The sequence below is a fragment of the Rubrobacter marinus genome, from assembly GCF_011492965.1.
Taxonomy (GTDB): domain Bacteria; phylum Actinomycetota; class Rubrobacteria; order Rubrobacterales; family Rubrobacteraceae; genus Rubrobacter_F; species Rubrobacter_F marinus.
Genome location: NZ_CP045122.1, coordinates 16901 through 34862, shown reverse-complemented (window position 1 = coordinate 34862; position 17962 = coordinate 16901). Strand labels below are relative to the sequence as shown.

Genomic DNA, 17962 nt, shown 5'->3' with positions numbered 1-17962 from the left:
TTCTGGGAAGGCGAAAGCCGGTCCTGTGACGCACGGGACGTCGTCGTGGTCCGGTACCCGTGGTGACGAGTCGCGCTCCTCTGAGTCGAGGGGACCCAAAGAAGACGGAGGAGGATCGTTAGGCGGGGAGGAGCGACATTGGTGCGCGGAAGGATGAAGAAGACGGTCGAGGTGGGGGAGGGGTTCACTGAAGCCAGGACCAGGAGGGCGGGGGGGGGAGGCGTCCGAAAGGTGTCCTGGGGCTACGGCTTCGCTGGCGGTCTCCTTGCTCGAGGACCTCGAAGCCCTCGACCACGACCGGTGTCGGCGCCCGCTGCTCTATGCGTCGTGGGCAGTGGTTCGCGGCCGAGCGCAGCGGAAGTCGGGCCGCTCGAGGCTCGTCGGCCCCGGGAAGCCCGCCGCTTCACGCTGCCTTTTCCTTCGAGTGCTCGCTCACGGCCGGCGCCGGGCGTACGCCTGCCGGTCCGGAACGGACGGTGCCCGGCGCCCCCTCGACGTCTCCGTGCGCGGTACCCTGGCGCTAGTCAGGCGCTTCCCCGAATAGCCACAGAAGGATCCAGAGCGCAGAGCAGGCGCCCGCGGCGACGACGGCGAGGTAGAAGATCGCGAGGCCCAGAGCGGCCAGCTGTTCCAAGGACGTGCCCCCTTACTACGTGTAGCGGTCCGAACGAGTGTTGCTAAGCGGACGATAACCGGCGGTCGGGGGTTCCCAAGGGGCAGTACGCGCAGAACCCGCGACCACTTTTCGTTTGCGCAAGATGTAGGGGCCGGCGAGTCCCGCGGCCGATTCGACCCGTTCGTCCACCCGGGTACGACACTCGCCAAAACTACGCCCAATAGCTCGTCCGAACTGTGGGGACCCATCACGCCGGGCGGTCGGGGCCCGCCGTGGTGGGGTGGCGGGCAAAGGAACGCGAAAGGAAGCGGATCCCCGGCGCGGTGATCGGCGCACCGCCGAAAACAGGGATCCGCGAGCGACGATCGTGCAAGCGCGTGGGGTGGGTACGCGGCGCAGCTTCGGTCCTCGTGCACGGGGACGCGACACTTTGTGCTGCGGGCTGTTGATGTATATGATGTAGGAATGATACGGAAGCAGCTCTACATAGGCGATGAGCACGACCGGGCGCTGAAGCGCAGGGCGAGGGAGCTTGGGGTCTCCGAGGCGGAGCTCGTCAGGCGGCTCCTGGACGGGCTGGTGGAGGGGGGAGGGGTGAGCGCCCGCCGCGGGGCGTCGTCTGCCCTGGACGACTTCTTCGCCGAGTCCGACCGCACCTCCGAGGAGCGCGGGTTCCCCGAGGGCTACCGGTTCGACCGCGACGAGCTCTACGAGGAGGACCGCGGCGCGAAGGGTACGGGCGGCTCGTCCGGCCGCTGAGACCGCCGCCGCCTTGCGCTACCTGTTCGATACGAACGTGCTCGTCTACTCGGTGGATCCTCGCGATCCGGCCAAGATGGAGCGGGCCCGCGAGACGATAAGGCGCGCGGTGGGGGCGGGGAGTGCGGCGTTGCCGGCCCAGGCGCTCTCGGAGTACGCCAACGTGCGCCTGAGGAAGCTGAGGCCCGCGCCCGACCCCGGGGCGATCTCACGGGAGGTCGAGCGCCTTTTGCTCGCCTTTCCCGTGCTCCCACTGACCGGACCCGTCGTCCTCGAGGCGCTTCGCGGGGTCCGCGACCACGGGCTCTCCTACTACGACGCCCAGGTCTGGGCCGCCGCCCGCTTAGGGCAGATCGACGCCGTACTGAGCGAGGACTTCAACCCCGGCGCCGTGCTCGAGGGCGTAAGGTTCCTGAACCCCTTAGACCCCGCATTCGAGCCGACGTCCATAGTTTGGTCAGTATAATACCTACAGGCGTGGTCTCTTGCCCCTTGTACTACGGGGGAATGAGCAGGGGAAGTTCGATGACCGTCACCCGTGGGCGCACGTCTATGTGACAGATAGGACATACAATGGCAGGATGGCGACGACTCGTCGCAGGCATGCGCCCGGCATGTCCGGGGTAACACGGGAAGCATGGATCCCGAACGGACCGAAGACCAGGCGAAGGCCCTCGCCGCCACCAGGCGCATCCTGGCGGTCATGAGGCTCGAGGCCGCCGGCGGGGAAGAGGCCGCGCTCACGGATCGGGACCGCCAGCTGCTCGCCGGATTCGGCCCGGAGAGCCTCGCCGATGACCTGGCCACCTTCGCCGAGTGGCACCGCGCGCTGGGCACGGACCCGGACGCGGCGCTCGCGGAGTTGCGCGAGCGCCTCGACGAGAGGTGAGCGGGGACCGTCTCGGCTAGTGACAAACCGTATGCCCAGGCAGTAGCTGCAAGGAGAGCGGTGTGCGCTAACGGTCTGCGCCGTTTGGAGGAGGTCGCACAGTACGGGCCTTAACCATAGATACTATAAAAGCAGGGAAATGGACGTTTAGTGATGGTAGGCGCAGGAAAGGGAGGGCCGAGGACGCCGCGGCATAGACGCGGCTGTGAGTCGGCGGGGGTTCGGCCGTCGAGGCCATATCGGCGATCGAGGACAACGCTCTCGGTGGGGAGGGGAAGGCGTCGCGGAGCACGGAGCGGGGGCACTCGCCTTCGAGGCCCTGCACGACGCTCTCCTTGGACGTGACCTCCGCGAGAGTTTATGGGTCAAGAAACATCTTCGAGAAGGCGGGCTAGGTGGCCCGATTCGCGCCTGAGGAGGTCGTGGCCCTTGCGTTGCAGACGACGGACATACTCACGGGTCGTGCCGATCTCCTGCGCGACCTCCTGAAGCTTCCTGGGGTCGCGCCCGTCGAGGCCGTAGCGCAGGACCAGGACGAGCCTGAGCCGCTCGTCCTCCATGCCGAGGAGGGCCGCCTCGATCTGCCAGCGGACGTTCGGAACTCCCCCGTAACCTCCGGGATCGGTACCTCGTCGGCCCGGTCGGCGAGCATCTGCACCACGGTCGTCCCGCCGCGCGTTCCGTCTTCGGCGCCCACCGGGGCGTCGAGGCTCGTGGGTTCGGTGGGGAGGGCAAGGGTGTCCTCGACGTCCTCGAGGTCCATCCCGAGGTGCCCGGCCAGTTCCGAGGGCTCCGGCTTGCGGCCCGTGCGGGAGATGAGCTCCGTGCGCGCTGCGTGAAGCTTCTTCACCCGCTCGGTGAGGTAGACGGGCAACCTTATGGCGCGGCCCTTGTCGGCGACGGACCGCTGCACCGCCTGGCGGATCCACCAGGTCGCGTAGGTGGAGAAGCGGAAGCCCATGTCCGGGTCGAACTCGTCGACGGCCTTCAGGAGTCCAACATTGCCCTCCTGGATCAGGTCCTCGAAGGGGAGCCCGCGGTTTCGAAACTTCTTCGCCACCGCGACGACGAGGCGGAGGTTGCTCTCGGCCATGAGGTGCCGGCTGCGCCGGCACCCCGACCTCGCCGCCCGCCCGAGACGGATCTCCTCCTCGTGGCTCAACAGGGGCCGCCGTCCGACGCGCGAGAGGTAGGCGTCGAAGGTTCCCTCGCCGGGGCGGTCCCCGTCCCCGCGAGCGGTCGTCGTGCCCTTCCCCGACCGAACTTTTTCTTTCACGTCTATTTCAGTCTCCCCACCGGGCCCTCGGTAGCCGCCTTCGCCCGCTCGCTGCGCTCCCGCCGGTCTCGAAACAGCGTCACCCCGGACGCTGAGAGCCGACGACCGACACAGCGGCGGGTGTAGCGCCGAATACCGGTCTGGTCCGGCCTGCCGTCGTCATCCCGACCCCGCGAACCACGCCACGGCCACAAGCGCCAATGCGCCAAGGATCAGGAGCTTGACCACAAGGCGCACCGCGAAGCGCACCGCGAGCGAGAAGACTACCAACGCCACGCCCGCCCAAACCAAAAGCCCCACCGCGGAGTCTTCCATCGTATTTATTCCTCATAATACATACACACTTTTGTCCGTTGTATCGGGGCATCCCTGGTGGGGGAGGGAGCTTCGGCAAACCTCCTCATGCCAATACAGAAGCGTTCCTCCGGGACCCGCCCCGCCGCGAGTTCGCTGTAGTGTATGCGCGCGGCCATCTGCAGCAGGATCGTCAGGTCCGGTCCGTACGAGGCCTCCGAGACGTGGCACAGTCCTCCGCTGATATACGGAGATGACTTGGTATGTACAGATAATACATAGAGGGTCGCTGCCAAGGAGGGTCGGCCTGACGCACCGAAAAAGGCCAAAAGAGAACAAGCACAGACAAGGAACAAAAGCGTACACAAAAAAATGAGCGGGGGACCAAATCCAGACAAAATTCCCGCGAGAACCCGGACGGAACCAGGAAGGGCCGAACACGGAGGAGGCGAGGTGGGGGAGAAGGACGAGGAGAGGAACATCACACCTTGAAGTATTATGTAGATATGTGGCACTCACGGGAGCGGACCCTCACGCCGGGAGCCCCGACGGTCCGCTTCCCGAACGGCGAAGGCGCGGCCCCGGCGCTTGGCTTGGTAGAGCAGCTCGTCGGCGCGGGCGAGGCAGCGATCGGGCGCGTCCCCGGGCTTGCACACTACGACGCCGGCGCTGAAGGACGGGCGCGGCGGTCCCGGCAGCTCCGCGGCGACGCCCGGGGAGTGGGGGGGAGGCTCTGCCGTCTCCTTGAGCTCACGGGAGACGCGCTCGAGCACCTTCGTCGCCGTCTCGGGGTCCGCGATGTCCCAGAGCCCCAAGACGAACTCGTCCCCGCCCCAGCGCGCGACCCAGTCGCCCTCGCGGAGGTTGCGCTTGAGGGCGTCCGCGGCACGCTTGATTACGGCGTCGCCGGCGGCGTGGCCCAAGGAGTCGTTCGTCCCCTTGAGGCCATCGATGTCCAGCGCGACGAGCAGCATGTTCCTGCCGTCCCGGGCGGCACGCGCGAGGTCCCCAGCGAGCCTCTCCTCGCCCACCCGGCGGTTGTACACGCCGGTGAGGAGGTCCTTGCTGGATATCTCTACCAGGTAACGCACCGCGCGATCGAGCCGGCGGAGCTCGCGCAGGGAGACGGCGCTGCCGAGGACCGTGGCGCCCGCTGTAACCGCCAGGGCAGAACCCGCAGGTCGGCGGCAGGCGAAGCCCACCAGCGAGGAGATGGCCCCGTGGGCCAGCAGGGCAAGCAGCGGGGCGTGGGTGCTGGCCAGGACCGCAGCGAAGGCCTTGAGGCGGCGTTCGGTTCGTGACGGCAGCCAGTAACTCTCCTGCCGCGCTCCGTAGTTGCCCACCTGTCCGAAGGGTTCGACGGTCATGTGGCCCCGGCAAGAACTGACAGGAACTCAGCGCCGCACAGCCCCAGAAGACCACACGCCTGGTTCCTCACCGACTCTATTCCCGACCGACCACGACGATGCGGATAGACCAACCTTCACCGCGCAAGTCCCGGAGGTGGTTTTCCAGGGTCTCCTTGAAGCGGCCTGATATGTACTCCTCGGCGAAGGAGTTGGGGACGCTGATCGTCAGCAACAAATCGCCGAGCGCGACGGGTACCGTCCCTTCAAACCACACCCGCCAGGACGGCGCGTCGATCTCCTCGGCGGACCTCGCCAGGACCTCTTCCCAAAGCTCCTCGGCCTGGGGATCCGCAACCGGCTCGGGCGCCTCCGGGCGTATGTCGAACGCCGCTGCGCTCGGCGCCAGCTCCGCTTCTTCGAGTTTGCGCTGCGGGGGCTCGATGGGGAGTGGCAGCTGCTCGCCGATAAACTTCTTCAGCCACGCGCCGGGGTTGCGCACGTTCTCCTGATACTGGAGACCGTCAACGTAGAACATACAGGTCGCCGCCCCCTGCTCCTCCACGAGATTATGGGCGACGTTGGCCCAAACCCCCTCCGGATCAGCGCCCGTATCGCCGCGTTTTCCTCCACGCTCCACCGGCGCTCGGAAGAGTGCGATCTAAGGTCCTCGAACTCCTTCGCCACCTCGTAGCGCACCACCCCATCCTGGGGTAAGACACGTCTTTTAAGAACCCCTTGAGGAGCAACTCCTCGTGCGCAGGCCCGAGGGCCCTCTTGATCTGCGACGGCGCCTTATAGCTGGCCGCCATGGACAGCGCCTCCTTGACGTCCGACAGGGAGAACTCGCACATAAGGCCGCCCTCTCGACCCACGTCGATGCGCCCATAAAGAGGCCTCGCGTGCTTCTTGTCGAGGGAGAAGTAGAAGTTGGCGTCGAGCTGCTTGATGTAGCCAGCCTGGTAGCTCCTCACCATGACCTCGTCGAACGTGACCGTGTGGTGCTCGCTCGCCCTACCGTACTTGTCCAGATTCGCCTTGAAGTGAACTCGCCACACGGAGAAGTGCTCGCTCTCGTAGCTGCGAGTCTCCTTCGAGTACATCTCCCCGTCGATCTGGAGCTTGTTTTGCCTGAGGATCGACTCGCGCACCTTCCGGAAGCTCTGCCCCTTGTGAGGCAGGTTGAGGATCTTCACTAGCTCGTAGAGGCTGAAGGACACCTTGCCATCGGCCGGCATCCCCCCGTGCATCTGCACCAGGAAGATCATCGCGACGTACACGTCGCGATCAAAGGCGTCCAGGTCGCCGTACTCCGCCGAAGGCGTGAAACGCAAAGTCCTCTTACCAGGCCTCCCATTGGGAAGCTGGATCGCGTGCGTGTACTCGCGCACCTTCGCTGCCATCCTGTCGGGCGATCCAGAGAATAGGTACGACTCTTCGAGGTTGAGCTCCAGCGCTACCATCTCCGGCTGGCGCTCTCGGGATTCCGCTGCCACACCCGCCCGTTCTAGGCCCATCCTCCTCCCCCTTTCCTGTAAACAACAGGAACATTAAACATACATACATACAACAGGGACGCCCAATTAGAAGGCAAAAAATATGCCGTTTTGCAGGTGGTTTTCGAGGAGCTCTTGCGCGAGGGGTCACTATTCCTTGTGTGGGAGGTCACTATTCCCTTGCAGGAGGGTCACTATTGCCTGCGTAGAGGGTCACCATTCCCTTGCGTGTAGGGTCACTATTGCTTGCGCGAGGGGTCACTATTCCTTGTGTGGGTGGTCTGTATTGGCCGCAGCCACTTCGTGGCCAACCCCCCGTCCTGCGGCGTCCGGCGTGAATACGCCGATCTGCAGGTAATTCACGTGTGGGGTCCGAGTATTCGACCAGAAGCTCGACGGGAACGCTTCGATGCTCGGCTCTTGACCTTGCGGGAGAGGTCACCATTCCCTTGCGTGTGGGGTCACTATTCGGCTGTTCTCGCCACGAGTTCTCTACGCGAAGTGCCGTGCGTCGTGAGGCGAGCTTGCGTGGGAGGTCACTATTGACGCGCAACCGCGTCCGGAAGGTCTCACGCCAACGAGCAGCGCCAATCCTCGCTGCCCGCTCGTTTACTACACGTAGCCGTCCTGCTCGCCGTCCCTCCCGAGTCGCGGGGTCTTGTACCCAGGTGCCCCGCCGACACGGCATAAAGGGTCGTAACACAAAACTACCGATTGAGGGCCCGCTCCACGGGCCGCCAGAAATCACTTAGTCACCTTCGACAAGAAGACCGCCGCCAAGGAACCTCCTCCAAAAACCCTAGCGGCGTGGGTCCGGGCGCCGTCAGCCCGTGCTAAGATGGGGCTGGCGGCGGCGGTGTGCGCGATCCTTGGCGGGGGCGCACCGCCGCCCTGTTTTGTGCGCTTTTTCTTACTAGCCGGGCACTGTATCACATCAGCGAATGCTGCAATATATTTCGGAACCGAAGTTCACTCCTGCCCCATGGACAGACATTCGGTGACCACGCTCGGATGCACGGAAGGTTAGCTACGTAAGACGAGATGAGTGTTGGGACGGGGAGCACGTTACGCTACGTTGGGGTTAAAGGGTTGCTTCCCTTCCGCGCACGACGTACCGCTCGAACAGGGAAACGGCGCGTTGCACCCCGTCTTCCGCTCGGATTTGTTCTCCGATACCGGCGGCTCGAGTCCGGATGCTCGCGTCGCTGTCGATACGTCGGAGACCATCGGCCAGCGCCCCCGCGGAGAGAAGTTTCCGGGGGATGGGGGCCGTGCCCGCGCCCAGGGCCTCGATCCTTCGGCCCCAGAAGGGTTGGTCGACTAGAAACGGTACGACGATCGAGGGGATGCCGGCCCTCAGGACCGCGCCCGTCGTCCCCGCCCCCCATGATGGACGACCGCCCGTACCCTTGGGAAGAGCCATTCGTGGGGCACCTCCTCGATTTTGAGCACGTCGTCGGGGAGGTCGCCACCTTCCAGGCCGACCCAATCGCCTACGAGCAGCCCCTCGAGCCCGCAGACCGGAATGCGGAGAGGATCGTTTGCGTGATCCTCGGGTCTCGGATACTCATGCTGCCGAACCCCACGCACACGGGAGGGGCGCCGCTCTCCAGGAAGTCTTCGAGGTGCGCGGGGGGGCGCCATTCCTCGGAGCGATCGAGGAACCAGTACCCGGTCACGCGCGCCCAGGGGTCCCAGTCGCGCGGTGGGGGAAGCACCGCAGGGCTCCAACCGCACAACGCGAGTTCCCTCCTCTGGCGCAGTTTGTGGAAGTATGTCGGGAGGGGCGGTAGGTGGGGAAGACCCAGTCTTCTCGTAACCCTACCGTTTACCAGGAACCGGAACAGCTGCCAGAAGCCCTGCTCGGTCAAGGAGAAGGTGAGACGGTTGTAGGTCCCGCGCAGCCGATCGTTGGAGACGACCTTGGCTTCCGGCCAGATGACGCTCGGGAACTCGCGCGTCGGGATCAGCGGTTGTAGGACGGCACTCGCGGCGGGCACCCCCAGCTTCTGGGCCACGAACGAGCCCACAAACCCGATTGGCGTGTAGATCACGGCGTCGGACCCCCTACACGCTTCCATGCACTCCCCGACGTTGTCCTCGACGAACCGGGCGAGCTCGCTGAAAAACCGGCGCGCTATGCACACCGGGTCGCGCCCGCACTCCTGGAGGGTGCGAACGATCCGCGTCGGGTCGCCGCTCAAACGGGCATACTCGAGCCCTCGATCCCTCACGAAGCCCTCGAACGGCGCGTAGGTCGCTACCTTGACCTCGTGCCCCGCCCCGACCAACCCGTTGCCGAGCGCCACGTAGGGCTGGACGTCGCCGCGGGATCCGCCGGTGACGATGCTCACCCGCAAACTCTACCCCTCCTTCGTTAGGTCGCCCACAAATCGCGACGTCAACGTTGCTCGCGGGGTCCGCCCATTCGGCGCGGCAGCCGCAGGTAGCGGGCCATGGCCTTATCGAGCAGTCGGGCGGGAACGCACCTCTCGAGCAGCACGCCGATCCTGGCGTCCACGCCCACGACGTAGCGGCTCTTCGGTCTCCTGGAAGAGAGCGCCCGCGCCACGGCGCGGGCCACGATCTCCGGCGATGGGCTCGAGGCGCCGCGGCGCCTCGCAACCTCCAGAGAGGCCCTCACGGAAGGGCCGTACAATCGCCGCGCGGCCTCGGACAGGTCCTGCGAGGCTTGATCCGTGCGTGAGGCATACTTCTCCCATATCGGAGTGTCGAAGCTCCCGGGCTCCACGAGCACCACCCGCACGCCGAAGGGCTGGAGCTCGCCCCTGAGGGCGTCGTTCATCGCCGCGAGGGCAGCTTTTGAAGCGCAGTAAGGCCCGCTGAAAGGAACCGCGATCCGCCCCGTAATGGAGCCCACGTTGATGATGCGGCCCCTCGCCTCCCTCAGCAGCGGCAAAAACCTTTGCGTAACGGCCAGGGCGCCGACGACGTTCACCTCGAACTGGCGGCGCAGATCGGCGAGGTCCAGGAATTCCAAAGGCCCCGTCACCGAGATCCCCGCGTTGTTCACCAGACCCCAAACCGCCGTCCCCCGCGGCAGGGACGACCGCACCGTCTCCGCGGCCGATCGGATTGAAGCATCGTCCTCCACGTCGAGGACGATGGGCGTCAACCGTCCAGAGGACTCGGCCGCCAGGCTTCCTCCGTCCTCCACCTTTCGCACCCCGGCGAACACCGCATAACCCATACGGTCGAGCACGAGGGCGCAGGCCCGCCCGATGCCGCTCGACGAGCCGGTCACGACCACGGCGCGCGGCCGATTGTCGTCGCTCTCGCGCATCTGCGGAAGCCTACCAGAGGCAGGGCACGCATTGTGCGTTCGCAGGGGGAGGGGTACTATTCTGCAAGCAGGGAATTGTGGTCTGAGTTTTACGACTCAGACGCCCTACGACTACGAACCGGCGCCTTTGCGTCGGTTTCTCCGAATCGGGAGGACGGTTTGGGCGGCCAAGGCAGGTACTACGCGGAGCGCTTCAAGAAGATGCTACGTCTGTATCCGCACCCGTCCGGACGTGCTTGGAGGGGCAAGGACTTCGAGGAGGCGACCAACGAGTACGTGGTGGGCTCCTACGTAACGGCTCTACGCAAGGGTCGCATCGATAATCCCGGCGTCCAGAAGTTGAAGAAGATCGCCGAGGTCATGGGCGCGCCGTTCGAGTTGTGGCTAGAGGAGCCCGAGGACTGGGAACGAGACGCGCGGACTTACCTAAAGCCGGAACGGTCTATGCATTCGCCTCCCGGAGCGCCGGGCAACGAGGAAGAACCCGAGACCTCTGTTTCTTCCTCCCTCGCTGGTCTCCTCAACCGGCTCTTCGAGGAGGTGCGCAACGAGACGACCGGCGAGCCCTACACCAACCGCGAGATCTCCGCTCTCACCCAGGGCAGGCTCTCGGAGGACGAGGTGCGCCGGATGCGCGGGGACGACCTCGAGAACCCGACACGCGGACAGCTTCTGGCGCTCTCGGACGCCTTCGACATAGACCCCTCTTACTGGTTCGGCAGGGGGAGCAGAAGACCGGTACTCAACCCGGATCTCGCGGAGGCGCTCAAGGACGACAGAAACTACGCTCTGCTGCACAAGAGCCTGGGCTTGCGCGACTCGGACAAGGACATCGTGATGGTGCTCATGGAGCAGCTGCGCGGGCGCGAGGAACCGGATAAGAGATGATCTTTGGAAGGCTCGAAGGACGCGGCGGCGGTAGCGCCGAGCCTATGGTGCGCTACGTCGCCGACTACCTGGACGAGCAGTTCAATTCCGAGCGGCCCGCGCGGACCCCGCTCACGGAAGCAGAGGTATTCCCGGCGCTTAAAAAGCTCGGACTCGCCGGGCGGTACTACGAGCCCGAGGATCTGCGCGACGTGCTTCAGAGCCGCCTTGGGCTCGAGCTCAAGGTCGTGACCGTCGACGATCAGCTCTGGTGCAGACGGATGCTCCAGGAAGGCATACGTGGTTCGATACGCATCATCGAGGGCACGCACCGCGGCGAGATCTGGGTTCCCCGGGACCTCGATCGCGAGGAGTTTGCGGACGTCATGTACCACGAGCTGGCCCACGTCGTGGCGGCGCACCCCCTTCCGCTGCGGCCCAAGGAGGAGGACCAAAGCGGCCGGGTGCGATTCTGGCTGCCGGAGAAGCGATTCACGAGCCGTAGGCCGCCCTTCGATCTCGCGGCCTGCGAGCACAGCGCGGCCCTACGCGAGGGGCTGCTCCGCTGGTGCGAGGCCGACGCCGATTCGTGGGCCGAGCACCTGAGGACCTTCGGCGCTTATGGCCCCCGCACCTACTTCCGAGAGAGGCTGTTCTTGAAACGCTAGAAAGGCTGCTCGTTTGTTCTGGTTCCCCGGCTCGGTGTCGACGCCCGTCGTAGGCTTACTCAACGTCAGCCCCTACCTGCCCAACCAGGTCGCCATGGCGCTGACCGGCCTAGCCGTTTTCGTCGCGATACGTGCATGGACTTACCGCAGGGCCAGGAGCATGTGGGATGGGCCGTACAGGGCCGCGGGCCTGACGGGCCTTTGGGTATTCCTGACGGTGTCCGTGTTCGTTTTCTCCGGCTTGTACGATCCCCTGAAGCCTTGGCAACCCACCCTGCACATGCTGGAGGAGATAGGGACCATGGGCGCGCTCACCTACCTGGCGTTCGACGTGACGAGATCGATCCCGGTCGCGGCCAACAACCCGCTGTTGGAGCTTCTACTGAAATCCTCCGCGGTGGTCTTCCCGATATGCTGGGTGTCCGCCCTCGCACTCGGCTACAGTCACCCCTTCCCGATGACGGGACTCTTCCACGACCTGCCGCCGGAGGCGTTCACCTACCGGGCGCTGCTGGTGGTGCCCTGCCTGCTTTACGCCGGTCTCATGGCCGCGGTGGTCCTGCGAAGCTACCTGCTTGCCCGGGCCGAAGGAGCCGACCCGCCCTACAGGCGACGGCTGGCTTACTTCGTCCTCGGTCACTTAGGCCTCTTCTTTGTGGCGGCCGACCAGCTGGCGTGGGCCTACCTGCAATCGTTCGCCGCAAACCACACGTTGCATTTGCTTGCCCCGTGGCAAGTATCAACAGAGAACGCCCTATTCTGCGCTATCGGCGTGTTCTGGACCTTGGGTATCGTCTCGCCTCACCAGCACAGCCCCACCGATCAAGGCCTGGACGACCACAAACGCTTCCTTCGCCGCCTAAGGGACATCAGGGACAACCTGCGCCTGCAATTGGGGCAGAGAGGGGAGCTTATTGGCGCGCAACCCTCGACCACATCAGACGCGCCGCCAGGGATCCCGTCCTGCGCCTCAGCCCAAGCGAGGAAGCTCGCGCGGAGAAGGTGTTCGAGCTCGTCGTCGCCAACTCCAAGCAGGCCAACGAGTACGGACCGGAGGCTCTGCTCGACTGCGATCGACTCTACACCACCCTGATGAACGAGCTCCCACGAAGCTCCCCGAACGAGCAACCTTGGCGTCAGATCCCCTGCCTACGGCGCTACGGCCAGCCGCGCACGCCCTCCAAAGAGGTCGGGCGGGCCACGACGCCGCTCGCCAGCCGAAGTGGGCTCAACTCGGTTACGCCGCAGCAGCAGACCTTGATCTCCTCGACGAGGAGGTACTCCCCGGTCTGGACCCGTCGGTGGTGACGGCGCTTCGCAGAGCCAAGGCGCAGGACGACGATCCTGTCACGCTCTGAACCCGTCACGAAAACGCCGAGCCCCACAAACATTCAGCCAATCACCCCCGTGTAACAAATTTGATTTCATTACAGATTGAGTTTATTTTATTCTTTATAGACCCGAGCACAGGGCGAGGAGGGTGGTTTTTGGATGGGGTACCAGAACACGCAACCCGCGGTCATGGCGAGATCGGCGCATCGGAGGGTCGAAGCATGCCTGTTCGAGGGCCAGTCGGCTCTCTTGTCCTCGGCGCAAGATTCGGAGAGCTTGCAAGAGTTCCCGCGGTTGCCCGCTCAGTCAAGCACGAGACGAGGAACACGAGTGATCTCTTAGCCATTGAAGAGGGGCCGGGCGGCCCAAGCTCTGGTGTGCGAACCAGAAGGACCGCCCGGAGACGCAACGAGGAGGAAGCCCTTGCGGCATCAACGAGACCCTAACCGAACTCAAAAGGTATTGCCAGAGAATGGCCGACGGCCGGGTCCGAGCGCGGTAACAAGCATACGCCGCCAGCCCCAACTCCCGCCCGCTCTGTGCGACGCCCTAGATAGCCTCGCGAGGTTCGTCGGGCCGCTACCAGATTTTCTCAAGACCCTGGCGGTGCGCGTCGCCGAGGCTATGGGGGCGCGTAGCGCCGAGGTTCTGGAGCTCGTCCCCGGCGGTTTCGTCTCACGAGCCCGACACAACTTCCCTCTTGCGTTCGATGACGAGAGCCCTCTGGGCCACGGCACGCACGCAGGGTGGGCCGTGCGAACCGGCGAGACCCTCTCCACGAACTACGTCTTCGAGAACCGCTTCCCCAACGACTACCTGCGCGATCACGGCATCAAGAGCGGCATCACCACCGCCATCGGCGGGACGGACGAGGGAACCTCCTCCTGGGGGGTCCTGGCGGTCCACGACCTCAGAAGCCGCGATTACTCCGCCGACGAAATCCTCTTCATGGAAAAGGCCGCAGACCTGGCCGCCGCGTTCGTCCGGCGCGACGCCGAGCAGCAGATGCGGCTGCGCGAGGGAAGCAGCCGCGCCGAACGCGAGAAACGGGCACGGCGCGCGGCGGAGTACCGGCTCGGCTACTCCGCCGAGGCCTGCCAAGCGGCGGCCGTCGCGATCACCACGCGGGCGGCGCTCAAGAGCATCGCCCGCCATGCCGTTCCCGACATCGCCGATTGGTGCTTCGTGGACCTCGTCCCCTCCGACGCCAAACAAACCATCGTTCGCGTCGCCGTCGAGCACGCCGACGCTCGGCCGACCGCCGACGAGTGGGCGGAGAGCATGCTCCGCGAGTTCCCGCTGGATTACGGCTCCTCCTACGGCACCCCGAAACTCCTTGCGACCGGCAAGCCCTGTCGCCTAAAGGAGATAGACGACGGAATCCGCCGCGCCGCCGCCCGCGACAACCAGGCCTTGGCGATCTTCAGGCAGATACAGGTGCGCTCCTACATAGGCGTCCCCCTCGAAGCCGAACATGGCCGCGTGGGGCGATCGGCTTCTACAGCACCACGAGCGACCGACGCTTTACCCCGAGGACGAAGAGTTGGCGAAGGACCTGGCCCGCGCGGTCGCGGCGCGCCTCGCCGGCGCAGACCGTACGCTCGCCCACCTTCAGGCCCGTGGGAGCGGTCGCTCCGGCCCCCGCCCCTGCCCCGGCCCACGCTCGCGGAACAGCAAGTCCTCGACCGTCTAGCCGCGGGCATGACCCCTCGAGAGGTCGCTCAGGTCCTCAGCCGCTCCACCAGCACCGTTCGCAACCAGGTCGCGAGCCTCAACGCCAAGTTCGGCACGCGTTCCTACAACGATACGGTCGAGAAGGCCCTCTCCCTCGGCATAGCGCACCCCGACGACCCCGCCTGATCCCGCCGCGACCCCTCGCCTTCGGAGGACGCCCCGGCTCCGACCGCAGCCTGTCCCCACACGCCGCGGCGCAAACGGGCGCCGGGTGCGGGGGATGCACCGCCCAGAATTCTCCACCCGTAGCGGCCGCGCAAGGTAGCGTTACGGGCGGCGCTTGGCTAAGGTTCTAGGTATGGCGACAACGGACCTGTACGGGGTGCTCGGGCTCTCTAGGGGAGCGTTGCAAGACGAGATCCGCCGCTCCTACCGCCGGCTCGCCCGGGAGTACCACCCGGACGCCAACCTCGAGGACCCGCGGGCCGAGGAGCGCTTCAAAGAGGTCCAGCACGCCTACTCGATCCTCTCCGACCCCAAAAGCGTCGCGATTACGACGACGGCCTGCTCGGCTACCCCGGCCCGCTCCCAACGGCATGGGGGCGCCCTACTCCGACCTCGCCGATCTCCTTGACTTCGACCATGCGTTCGGTGCCCGCAACGAACCGCCGCCCCCGTCCGGGGCGAGGACCTGACGGTGCGCGTCGCCCTCGGGTTCAAGGAGGTCTTGGAGGACGTCACGGCGCGCGTCGCCGTGCCGCTCGATGAGACGTGCCAGGCGTGCGGGGGAACGGCGACGGCAGCGGGGCAGCGTGCCCGACGTGCCGAGGGCCGGGCGCGTGCAGACCAGCCGCCAGGTCACGGTGAGGATACCCGCCGGTGCCAAGGACGGGATGAAGGTTCGGGTCCCCGGCCGCGGCAGCGCGGGAAGAAACGGCGGCCCGCCGGGGACCTGTTCGTTGTCACGCAGGTGGCCAAACACGCCGTCTTCGAGCGTCGGGGGAAGACTTCCACTTCGAGCTGCCGGTCAGCTTCGTCGAAGCCGCTACCGGGCAGAGGTCGAGGTTCCGAAGCCCGCCGGGGGATGGTGAAGCTCAAGCTACCGGCCGGCACCCACGACGGCCGGCGCCTCAGGGTGCGCGGCGCAGGCCCCCCAAAGCAAGGGGCGGGGGCTATGGCGACCTGGTCGCACAAGCGCGGGTGGTCGTGCCCAAGAAGCTCACCAGGCGCGAGCGGGAGATCCTCGACGCCTTCGCCGAGGAGCGAAACGAGGACGTGCGCGCGGACCTGTTGCGCCGTTCGCGCGAGCCGTAGAGCCCCTCCCCCCGTCGCAGCATCGGGCTGCGCGTTCCCCGGCCGGAGAACGCACGCATGCATCGATGATCACCCCGCGCCGCGTTCCCACCGCGCGCCATCCTCAAACCGCCGGTTCTGGGTAATTTTTGGGCAATTTCGGCCGTTTTATGGGCAACCCATAGGCAATTGCCTACGTTTTTTGGGCAACGGATTTAGCACGATTGCCCATAGATCAACGATTCGCCCTCCCGGACAATGGGCCGCGTGAGCCGAAACGACGCCTGGAAGGGGGGTGACGCCATAGGCCGCGGGTAACCGAAGTGAAAGAGTAGAAGACGGCCGGTCCGTCCTCCTAGTTTTCGCCGACTAAGGGCGGACCGGCCCCAACCAAGACCTACAGACCACCGCTCAGAGATGAAGGGGCCCCGGCCTTGACGAACCCGCATACTAGCATCCCGCGTCCCGACGAGCCATGCACGCCGTGCCCGCCACGGGCGCGTTCTTCCTCCTCCGCCAGCCCGGGGACCGATGCTCCTTGAGCCGGCCCCAACGCACGGCGCGCACCGTCGCCCCGTCGGGGTGCGCGACCACTTCAGCCCCGCCGCGTTCCTTATGGAGGGACCGGTGCGGCCCAACTCAACGAGTTCCGCGCGGGGTCCGCTCCGACCCACGGAGCAACCCCCTCCTTTCACGAGACCCGCGCGCTCTCGCGTCGAGTCCGGGGCGACGGAGGTCGGCATCACGCCCCTCCCGCCCGGCTCCGCCGCCGTTCGACCCCGAGGAGGCCGAGGATGCTCCTTAGCGTGCTCGAGGCGATCCTCCGGACGTTCGGTCGCCATGAAACCCTCACCCACCATCCGGCCGGCGTCCCGGACGCCGAGCCGGTCTTCCCGGCCCCGACTACGCCGCCCGAGGCGGAGGCCTTGCCCCCCGGGGAACACGACCGGTCCCTCGCCCTCCTCACGGTCCTCGACGCCCTGGCCCCCGTGAGCCGCGCTACCTTTCTGGCGCTGCGCGACGTCACGGGCCTGCCCGACGTGGTGCTCCTCAGGGCCCTCCGGAGGTTGACGGACGCCGGTCTGGCGACGGTCGAGGAGGGGCGGACGGGGCAGAGCACGTTGGCCTTCGCGATCTCGGATTGCGGACGCGAGGTGCTCGGCTCCCCGTACGAGAACGATCCCGCCCCTGAGCGCCTTTCCCGACTGGGGACGACGTCGTGAGGGGCGGGGGCGCAGGCGCGTCTGCTCCCGGGCTCCCCGACGCCCCTGCGCTCGCCCCGGTTAATCCCCTGGAGGAGCCGATGAAGGAGCTCGTCGAGTGGGGACGCGAGACCCTCCCTGAGCTCCTCCCTTACGCCACCGATCCTCTGTATATAGGGATCGGGGCGGCCGCGATCCTGGGGACGCTGGCCGCGGGCACCATAGGGACCAACCTGGCCCTCGCGCACGGCGCGCGGGCCTTGAACGGCTTGGGGCACAAGCTCGACAGGCGCCCGGGCGTCATAGCGGTGGGAAGGCGTGTGGACGGCGGACGGGTCACCCGGGCGGCCAAGCCCTTGGTCTCGCTCTCGTTCGCGGACCGGTGCATGCACGTGCAGATCGTTGCGCCGACCAGGCAGGGAAAGACCAGCCTGATCCTGCCGTGGATCGAGCAGGACCTCAGACACCACCACACGGTGATAGTGATCCAGACGGGGGGCGACCTGGGGTCCAGGGCGCTGGCGCTCGCCGACGCACTCGGGGGGCGGTGCACTACCTCAACCCGCCGATCCGGCCACCGAGAAGTGGAACCCCTTGTGGGCGCGGGCTCGACGCCGTCCGACCTCGCGGAGCAGGCCACGGCCACGCTCGAGGCGATCTCCGCGTCCAACAACGTCTACTACGAGAAGACCAACACCGTGATCCTGCGCAAGCTGGTCCTCGCGGCCCACGCCTACGCCAGGGCCAACGGCGTGGAGCCCGACCTTGCGATCATCTGGCGCTGGCTCGAGAGCGACGAGCGGCTCATGGAGGACCTGCACGTCCAGGCGAATGGGGCGGCTCCTTCTCCGCCGAGCTGGAGACCCTGGACGAAAGGACGCGCGGCTGGCTCGAAAACAAGTACCTGCGCCTGACCCGAAGGACCGCGAGGACAGGACCGCCGGCC

20 protein-coding genes and 1 pseudogene are annotated in these 17962 nt (G+C 66.2%); 11 read left to right on the top strand and 10 right to left on the bottom strand.

Features of this window, described 5'->3' with window-relative positions:
* The first annotated feature begins 1081 nt into the window (after positions 1–1081).
* The 3 genes from GBA65_RS21430 (at position 1082) to GBA65_RS21420 (ending at position 2264) form a co-directional block, all read left to right on the top strand.
* Complete coding sequence (locus tag GBA65_RS21430; protein WP_166398678.1) at positions 1082–1375, top strand: ribbon-helix-helix domain-containing protein; 294 nt, start codon at positions 1082–1084, stop codon at positions 1373–1375.
* A 13-nt stretch (positions 1376–1388) separates the two neighbouring features.
* The gene (locus GBA65_RS21425) at positions 1389–1841 is read left to right on the top strand and encodes a PIN domain-containing protein (protein ID WP_228282054.1); all 453 of its coding nucleotides are present in this window, start codon (positions 1389–1391) and stop codon (positions 1839–1841) included.
* Between the two features lie 171 nt (positions 1842–2012).
* Complete coding sequence (locus GBA65_RS21420; protein WP_166398677.1) at positions 2013–2264, top strand: hypothetical protein; 252 nt, start codon at positions 2013–2015, stop codon at positions 2262–2264.
* A gap of 365 nt (positions 2265–2629) precedes the next feature.
* On the opposite strand, the gene GBA65_RS26955 is transcribed toward GBA65_RS21420, so the two are convergent.
* From GBA65_RS26955 to GBA65_RS21385, 9 genes and pseudogenes are all read right to left on the bottom strand, one after another.
* Positions 2630–2824, bottom strand: coding sequence for a sigma factor-like helix-turn-helix DNA-binding protein (locus GBA65_RS26955; RefSeq protein ID WP_407691136.1), 195 nt, complete (start codon positions 2822–2824; stop codon positions 2630–2632).
* A 116-nt stretch (positions 2825–2940) separates the two neighbouring features.
* Positions 2941–3540: pseudogene (locus GBA65_RS21415) on the bottom strand (sigma-70 family RNA polymerase sigma factor); the annotation flags it as partial.
* Positions 3541–3699: 159 nt separating this feature from the next.
* A complete protein-coding gene (locus tag GBA65_RS21410) occupies positions 3700–3855 on the bottom strand; it encodes a hypothetical protein (protein WP_207956400.1) in 156 nt (51 codons plus the stop codon).
* Between the two features lie 494 nt (positions 3856–4349).
* Positions 4350–5201 carry a GGDEF domain-containing protein gene (locus tag GBA65_RS21405; protein ID WP_166398674.1) on the bottom strand — a complete coding sequence of 284 codons (852 nt, stop codon included), beginning with the start codon at positions 5199–5201 and terminating at the stop codon, positions 4350–4352.
* A gap of 76 nt (positions 5202–5277) precedes the next feature.
* Positions 5278–5718: a DnaA N-terminal domain-containing protein gene (locus tag GBA65_RS21400; RefSeq protein ID WP_166398673.1), complete on the bottom strand. Its 441-nt coding sequence runs from the start codon at positions 5716–5718 to the stop codon at positions 5278–5280.
* Between the two features lie 64 nt (positions 5719–5782).
* Positions 5783–6697: a replication initiator protein A gene (locus GBA65_RS21395; protein ID WP_166398672.1), complete on the bottom strand. Its 915-nt coding sequence runs from the start codon at positions 6695–6697 to the stop codon at positions 5783–5785.
* Between the two features lie 1060 nt (positions 6698–7757).
* On the bottom strand, positions 7758–8099 hold the full coding sequence (locus tag GBA65_RS26950) for a glycosyltransferase (RefSeq protein ID WP_407691135.1): 342 nt from the start codon (positions 8097–8099) through the stop codon (positions 7758–7760).
* A 70-nt stretch (positions 8100–8169) separates the two neighbouring features.
* Complete coding sequence (locus tag GBA65_RS21390; protein ID WP_166398671.1) at positions 8170–9030, bottom strand: glycosyltransferase; 861 nt, start codon at positions 9028–9030, stop codon at positions 8170–8172.
* Positions 9031–9077: 47 nt separating this feature from the next.
* A complete protein-coding gene (locus tag GBA65_RS21385; protein ID WP_166398670.1) occupies positions 9078–9980 on the bottom strand; it encodes an SDR family oxidoreductase in 903 nt (300 codons plus the stop codon).
* 159 nt (positions 9981–10139) lie between these two features.
* On the opposite strand from GBA65_RS21385, the gene GBA65_RS21380 reads away from it, so the two are divergent.
* From GBA65_RS21380 to GBA65_RS21370, 3 genes are read left to right on the top strand one after another with little or no spacing between them, the layout of a single operon-like run.
* Complete coding sequence (locus tag GBA65_RS21380; RefSeq protein WP_166398669.1) at positions 10140–10868, top strand: hypothetical protein; 729 nt, start codon at positions 10140–10142, stop codon at positions 10866–10868.
* Positions 10865–11515 carry a DUF4228 domain-containing protein gene (locus tag GBA65_RS21375; protein ID WP_166398668.1) on the top strand — a complete coding sequence of 217 codons (651 nt, stop codon included), beginning with the start codon at positions 10865–10867 and terminating at the stop codon, positions 11513–11515. Before GBA65_RS21380 ends, GBA65_RS21375 begins: the two co-directional genes overlap by 4 nt.
* Before the next feature lie 13 nt (positions 11516–11528).
* A complete protein-coding gene (locus tag GBA65_RS21370) occupies positions 11529–12608 on the top strand; it encodes a hypothetical protein (RefSeq protein WP_166398667.1) in 1080 nt (359 codons plus the stop codon).
* A 64-nt stretch (positions 12609–12672) separates the two neighbouring features.
* Here GBA65_RS21370 and GBA65_RS21365 read toward each other — a convergent pair whose 3' ends face one another.
* Positions 12673–12882 (bottom strand): hypothetical protein, encoded by a 210-nt coding sequence (locus GBA65_RS21365; protein ID WP_166398666.1) that lies wholly within the window; start codon positions 12880–12882, stop codon positions 12673–12675.
* A 427-nt stretch (positions 12883–13309) separates the two neighbouring features.
* Here GBA65_RS21365 and GBA65_RS21360 point away from each other — a divergent pair, with 427 nt between their 5' ends.
* The 5 genes from GBA65_RS21360 (at position 13310) to GBA65_RS21345 (ending at position 17930) form a co-directional block, all read left to right on the top strand.
* Complete coding sequence (locus GBA65_RS21360) at positions 13310–14707, top strand: GAF domain-containing protein (protein WP_166398665.1); 1398 nt, start codon at positions 13310–13312, stop codon at positions 14705–14707.
* 172 nt (positions 14708–14879) lie between these two features.
* A complete protein-coding gene (locus GBA65_RS21355; protein WP_166398664.1) occupies positions 14880–15155 on the top strand; it encodes a J domain-containing protein in 276 nt (91 codons plus the stop codon).
* A 130-nt stretch (positions 15156–15285) separates the two neighbouring features.
* Positions 15286–15612 (top strand): DnaJ C-terminal domain-containing protein, encoded by a 327-nt coding sequence (locus tag GBA65_RS26945; RefSeq protein ID WP_407691134.1) that lies wholly within the window; start codon positions 15286–15288, stop codon positions 15610–15612.
* A gap of 996 nt (positions 15613–16608) precedes the next feature.
* Complete coding sequence (locus tag GBA65_RS21350; protein ID WP_166398663.1) at positions 16609–17037, top strand: hypothetical protein; 429 nt, start codon at positions 16609–16611, stop codon at positions 17035–17037.
* The gene (locus tag GBA65_RS21345) at positions 17034–17930 is read left to right on the top strand and encodes a type IV secretory system conjugative DNA transfer family protein (RefSeq protein ID WP_166398662.1); all 897 of its coding nucleotides are present in this window, start codon (positions 17034–17036) and stop codon (positions 17928–17930) included. The genes GBA65_RS21350 and GBA65_RS21345 overlap by 4 nt, the downstream gene beginning before the upstream one ends.
* The last annotated feature ends 32 nt before the right edge of the window (positions 17931–17962 follow it).

Excerpts from the sequence above, each read along its gene's own strand:
- GBA65_RS21385 (WP_166398670.1), bottom strand. The coding sequence starts at position 9,980 with ATGCGCGAGAGCGACGACAATCGGCCGCGCGCCGTGGTCGTGACCGGC.
- GBA65_RS21420 (WP_166398677.1), top strand. The coding sequence starts at position 2,013 with ATGGATCCCGAACGGACCGAAGACCAGGCGAAGGCCCTCGCCGCCACC.
- GBA65_RS26950 (WP_407691135.1), bottom strand. The coding sequence starts at position 8,099 with ATGGCTCTTCCCAAGGGTACGGGCGGTCGTCCATCATGGGGGGCGGGG.
- GBA65_RS21405 (WP_166398674.1), bottom strand. The coding sequence starts at position 5,201 with ATGACCGTCGAACCCTTCGGACAGGTGGGCAACTACGGAGCGCGGCAG.
- GBA65_RS21355 (WP_166398664.1), top strand. The coding sequence starts at position 14,880 with ATGGCGACAACGGACCTGTACGGGGTGCTCGGGCTCTCTAGGGGAGCG.
- GBA65_RS21400 (WP_166398673.1), bottom strand. The coding sequence starts at position 5,718 with ATGTTCTACGTTGACGGTCTCCAGTATCAGGAGAACGTGCGCAACCCC.
- GBA65_RS21410 (WP_207956400.1), bottom strand. The coding sequence starts at position 3,855 with ATGGAAGACTCCGCGGTGGGGCTTTTGGTTTGGGCGGGCGTGGCGTTG.
- GBA65_RS26945 (WP_407691134.1), top strand. The coding sequence starts at position 15,286 with ATGAGACGTGCCAGGCGTGCGGGGGAACGGCGACGGCAGCGGGGCAGC.
- GBA65_RS21350 (WP_166398663.1), top strand. The coding sequence starts at position 16,609 with ATGCTCCTTAGCGTGCTCGAGGCGATCCTCCGGACGTTCGGTCGCCAT.
- GBA65_RS21430 (WP_166398678.1), top strand. The coding sequence starts at position 1,082 with ATGATACGGAAGCAGCTCTACATAGGCGATGAGCACGACCGGGCGCTG.
- GBA65_RS21395 (WP_166398672.1), bottom strand. The coding sequence starts at position 6,697 with ATGGGCCTAGAACGGGCGGGTGTGGCAGCGGAATCCCGAGAGCGCCAG.
- GBA65_RS21375 (WP_166398668.1), top strand. The coding sequence starts at position 10,865 with ATGATCTTTGGAAGGCTCGAAGGACGCGGCGGCGGTAGCGCCGAGCCT.
- GBA65_RS26955 (WP_407691136.1), bottom strand. The coding sequence starts at position 2,824 with ATGGAGGACGAGCGGCTCAGGCTCGTCCTGGTCCTGCGCTACGGCCTC.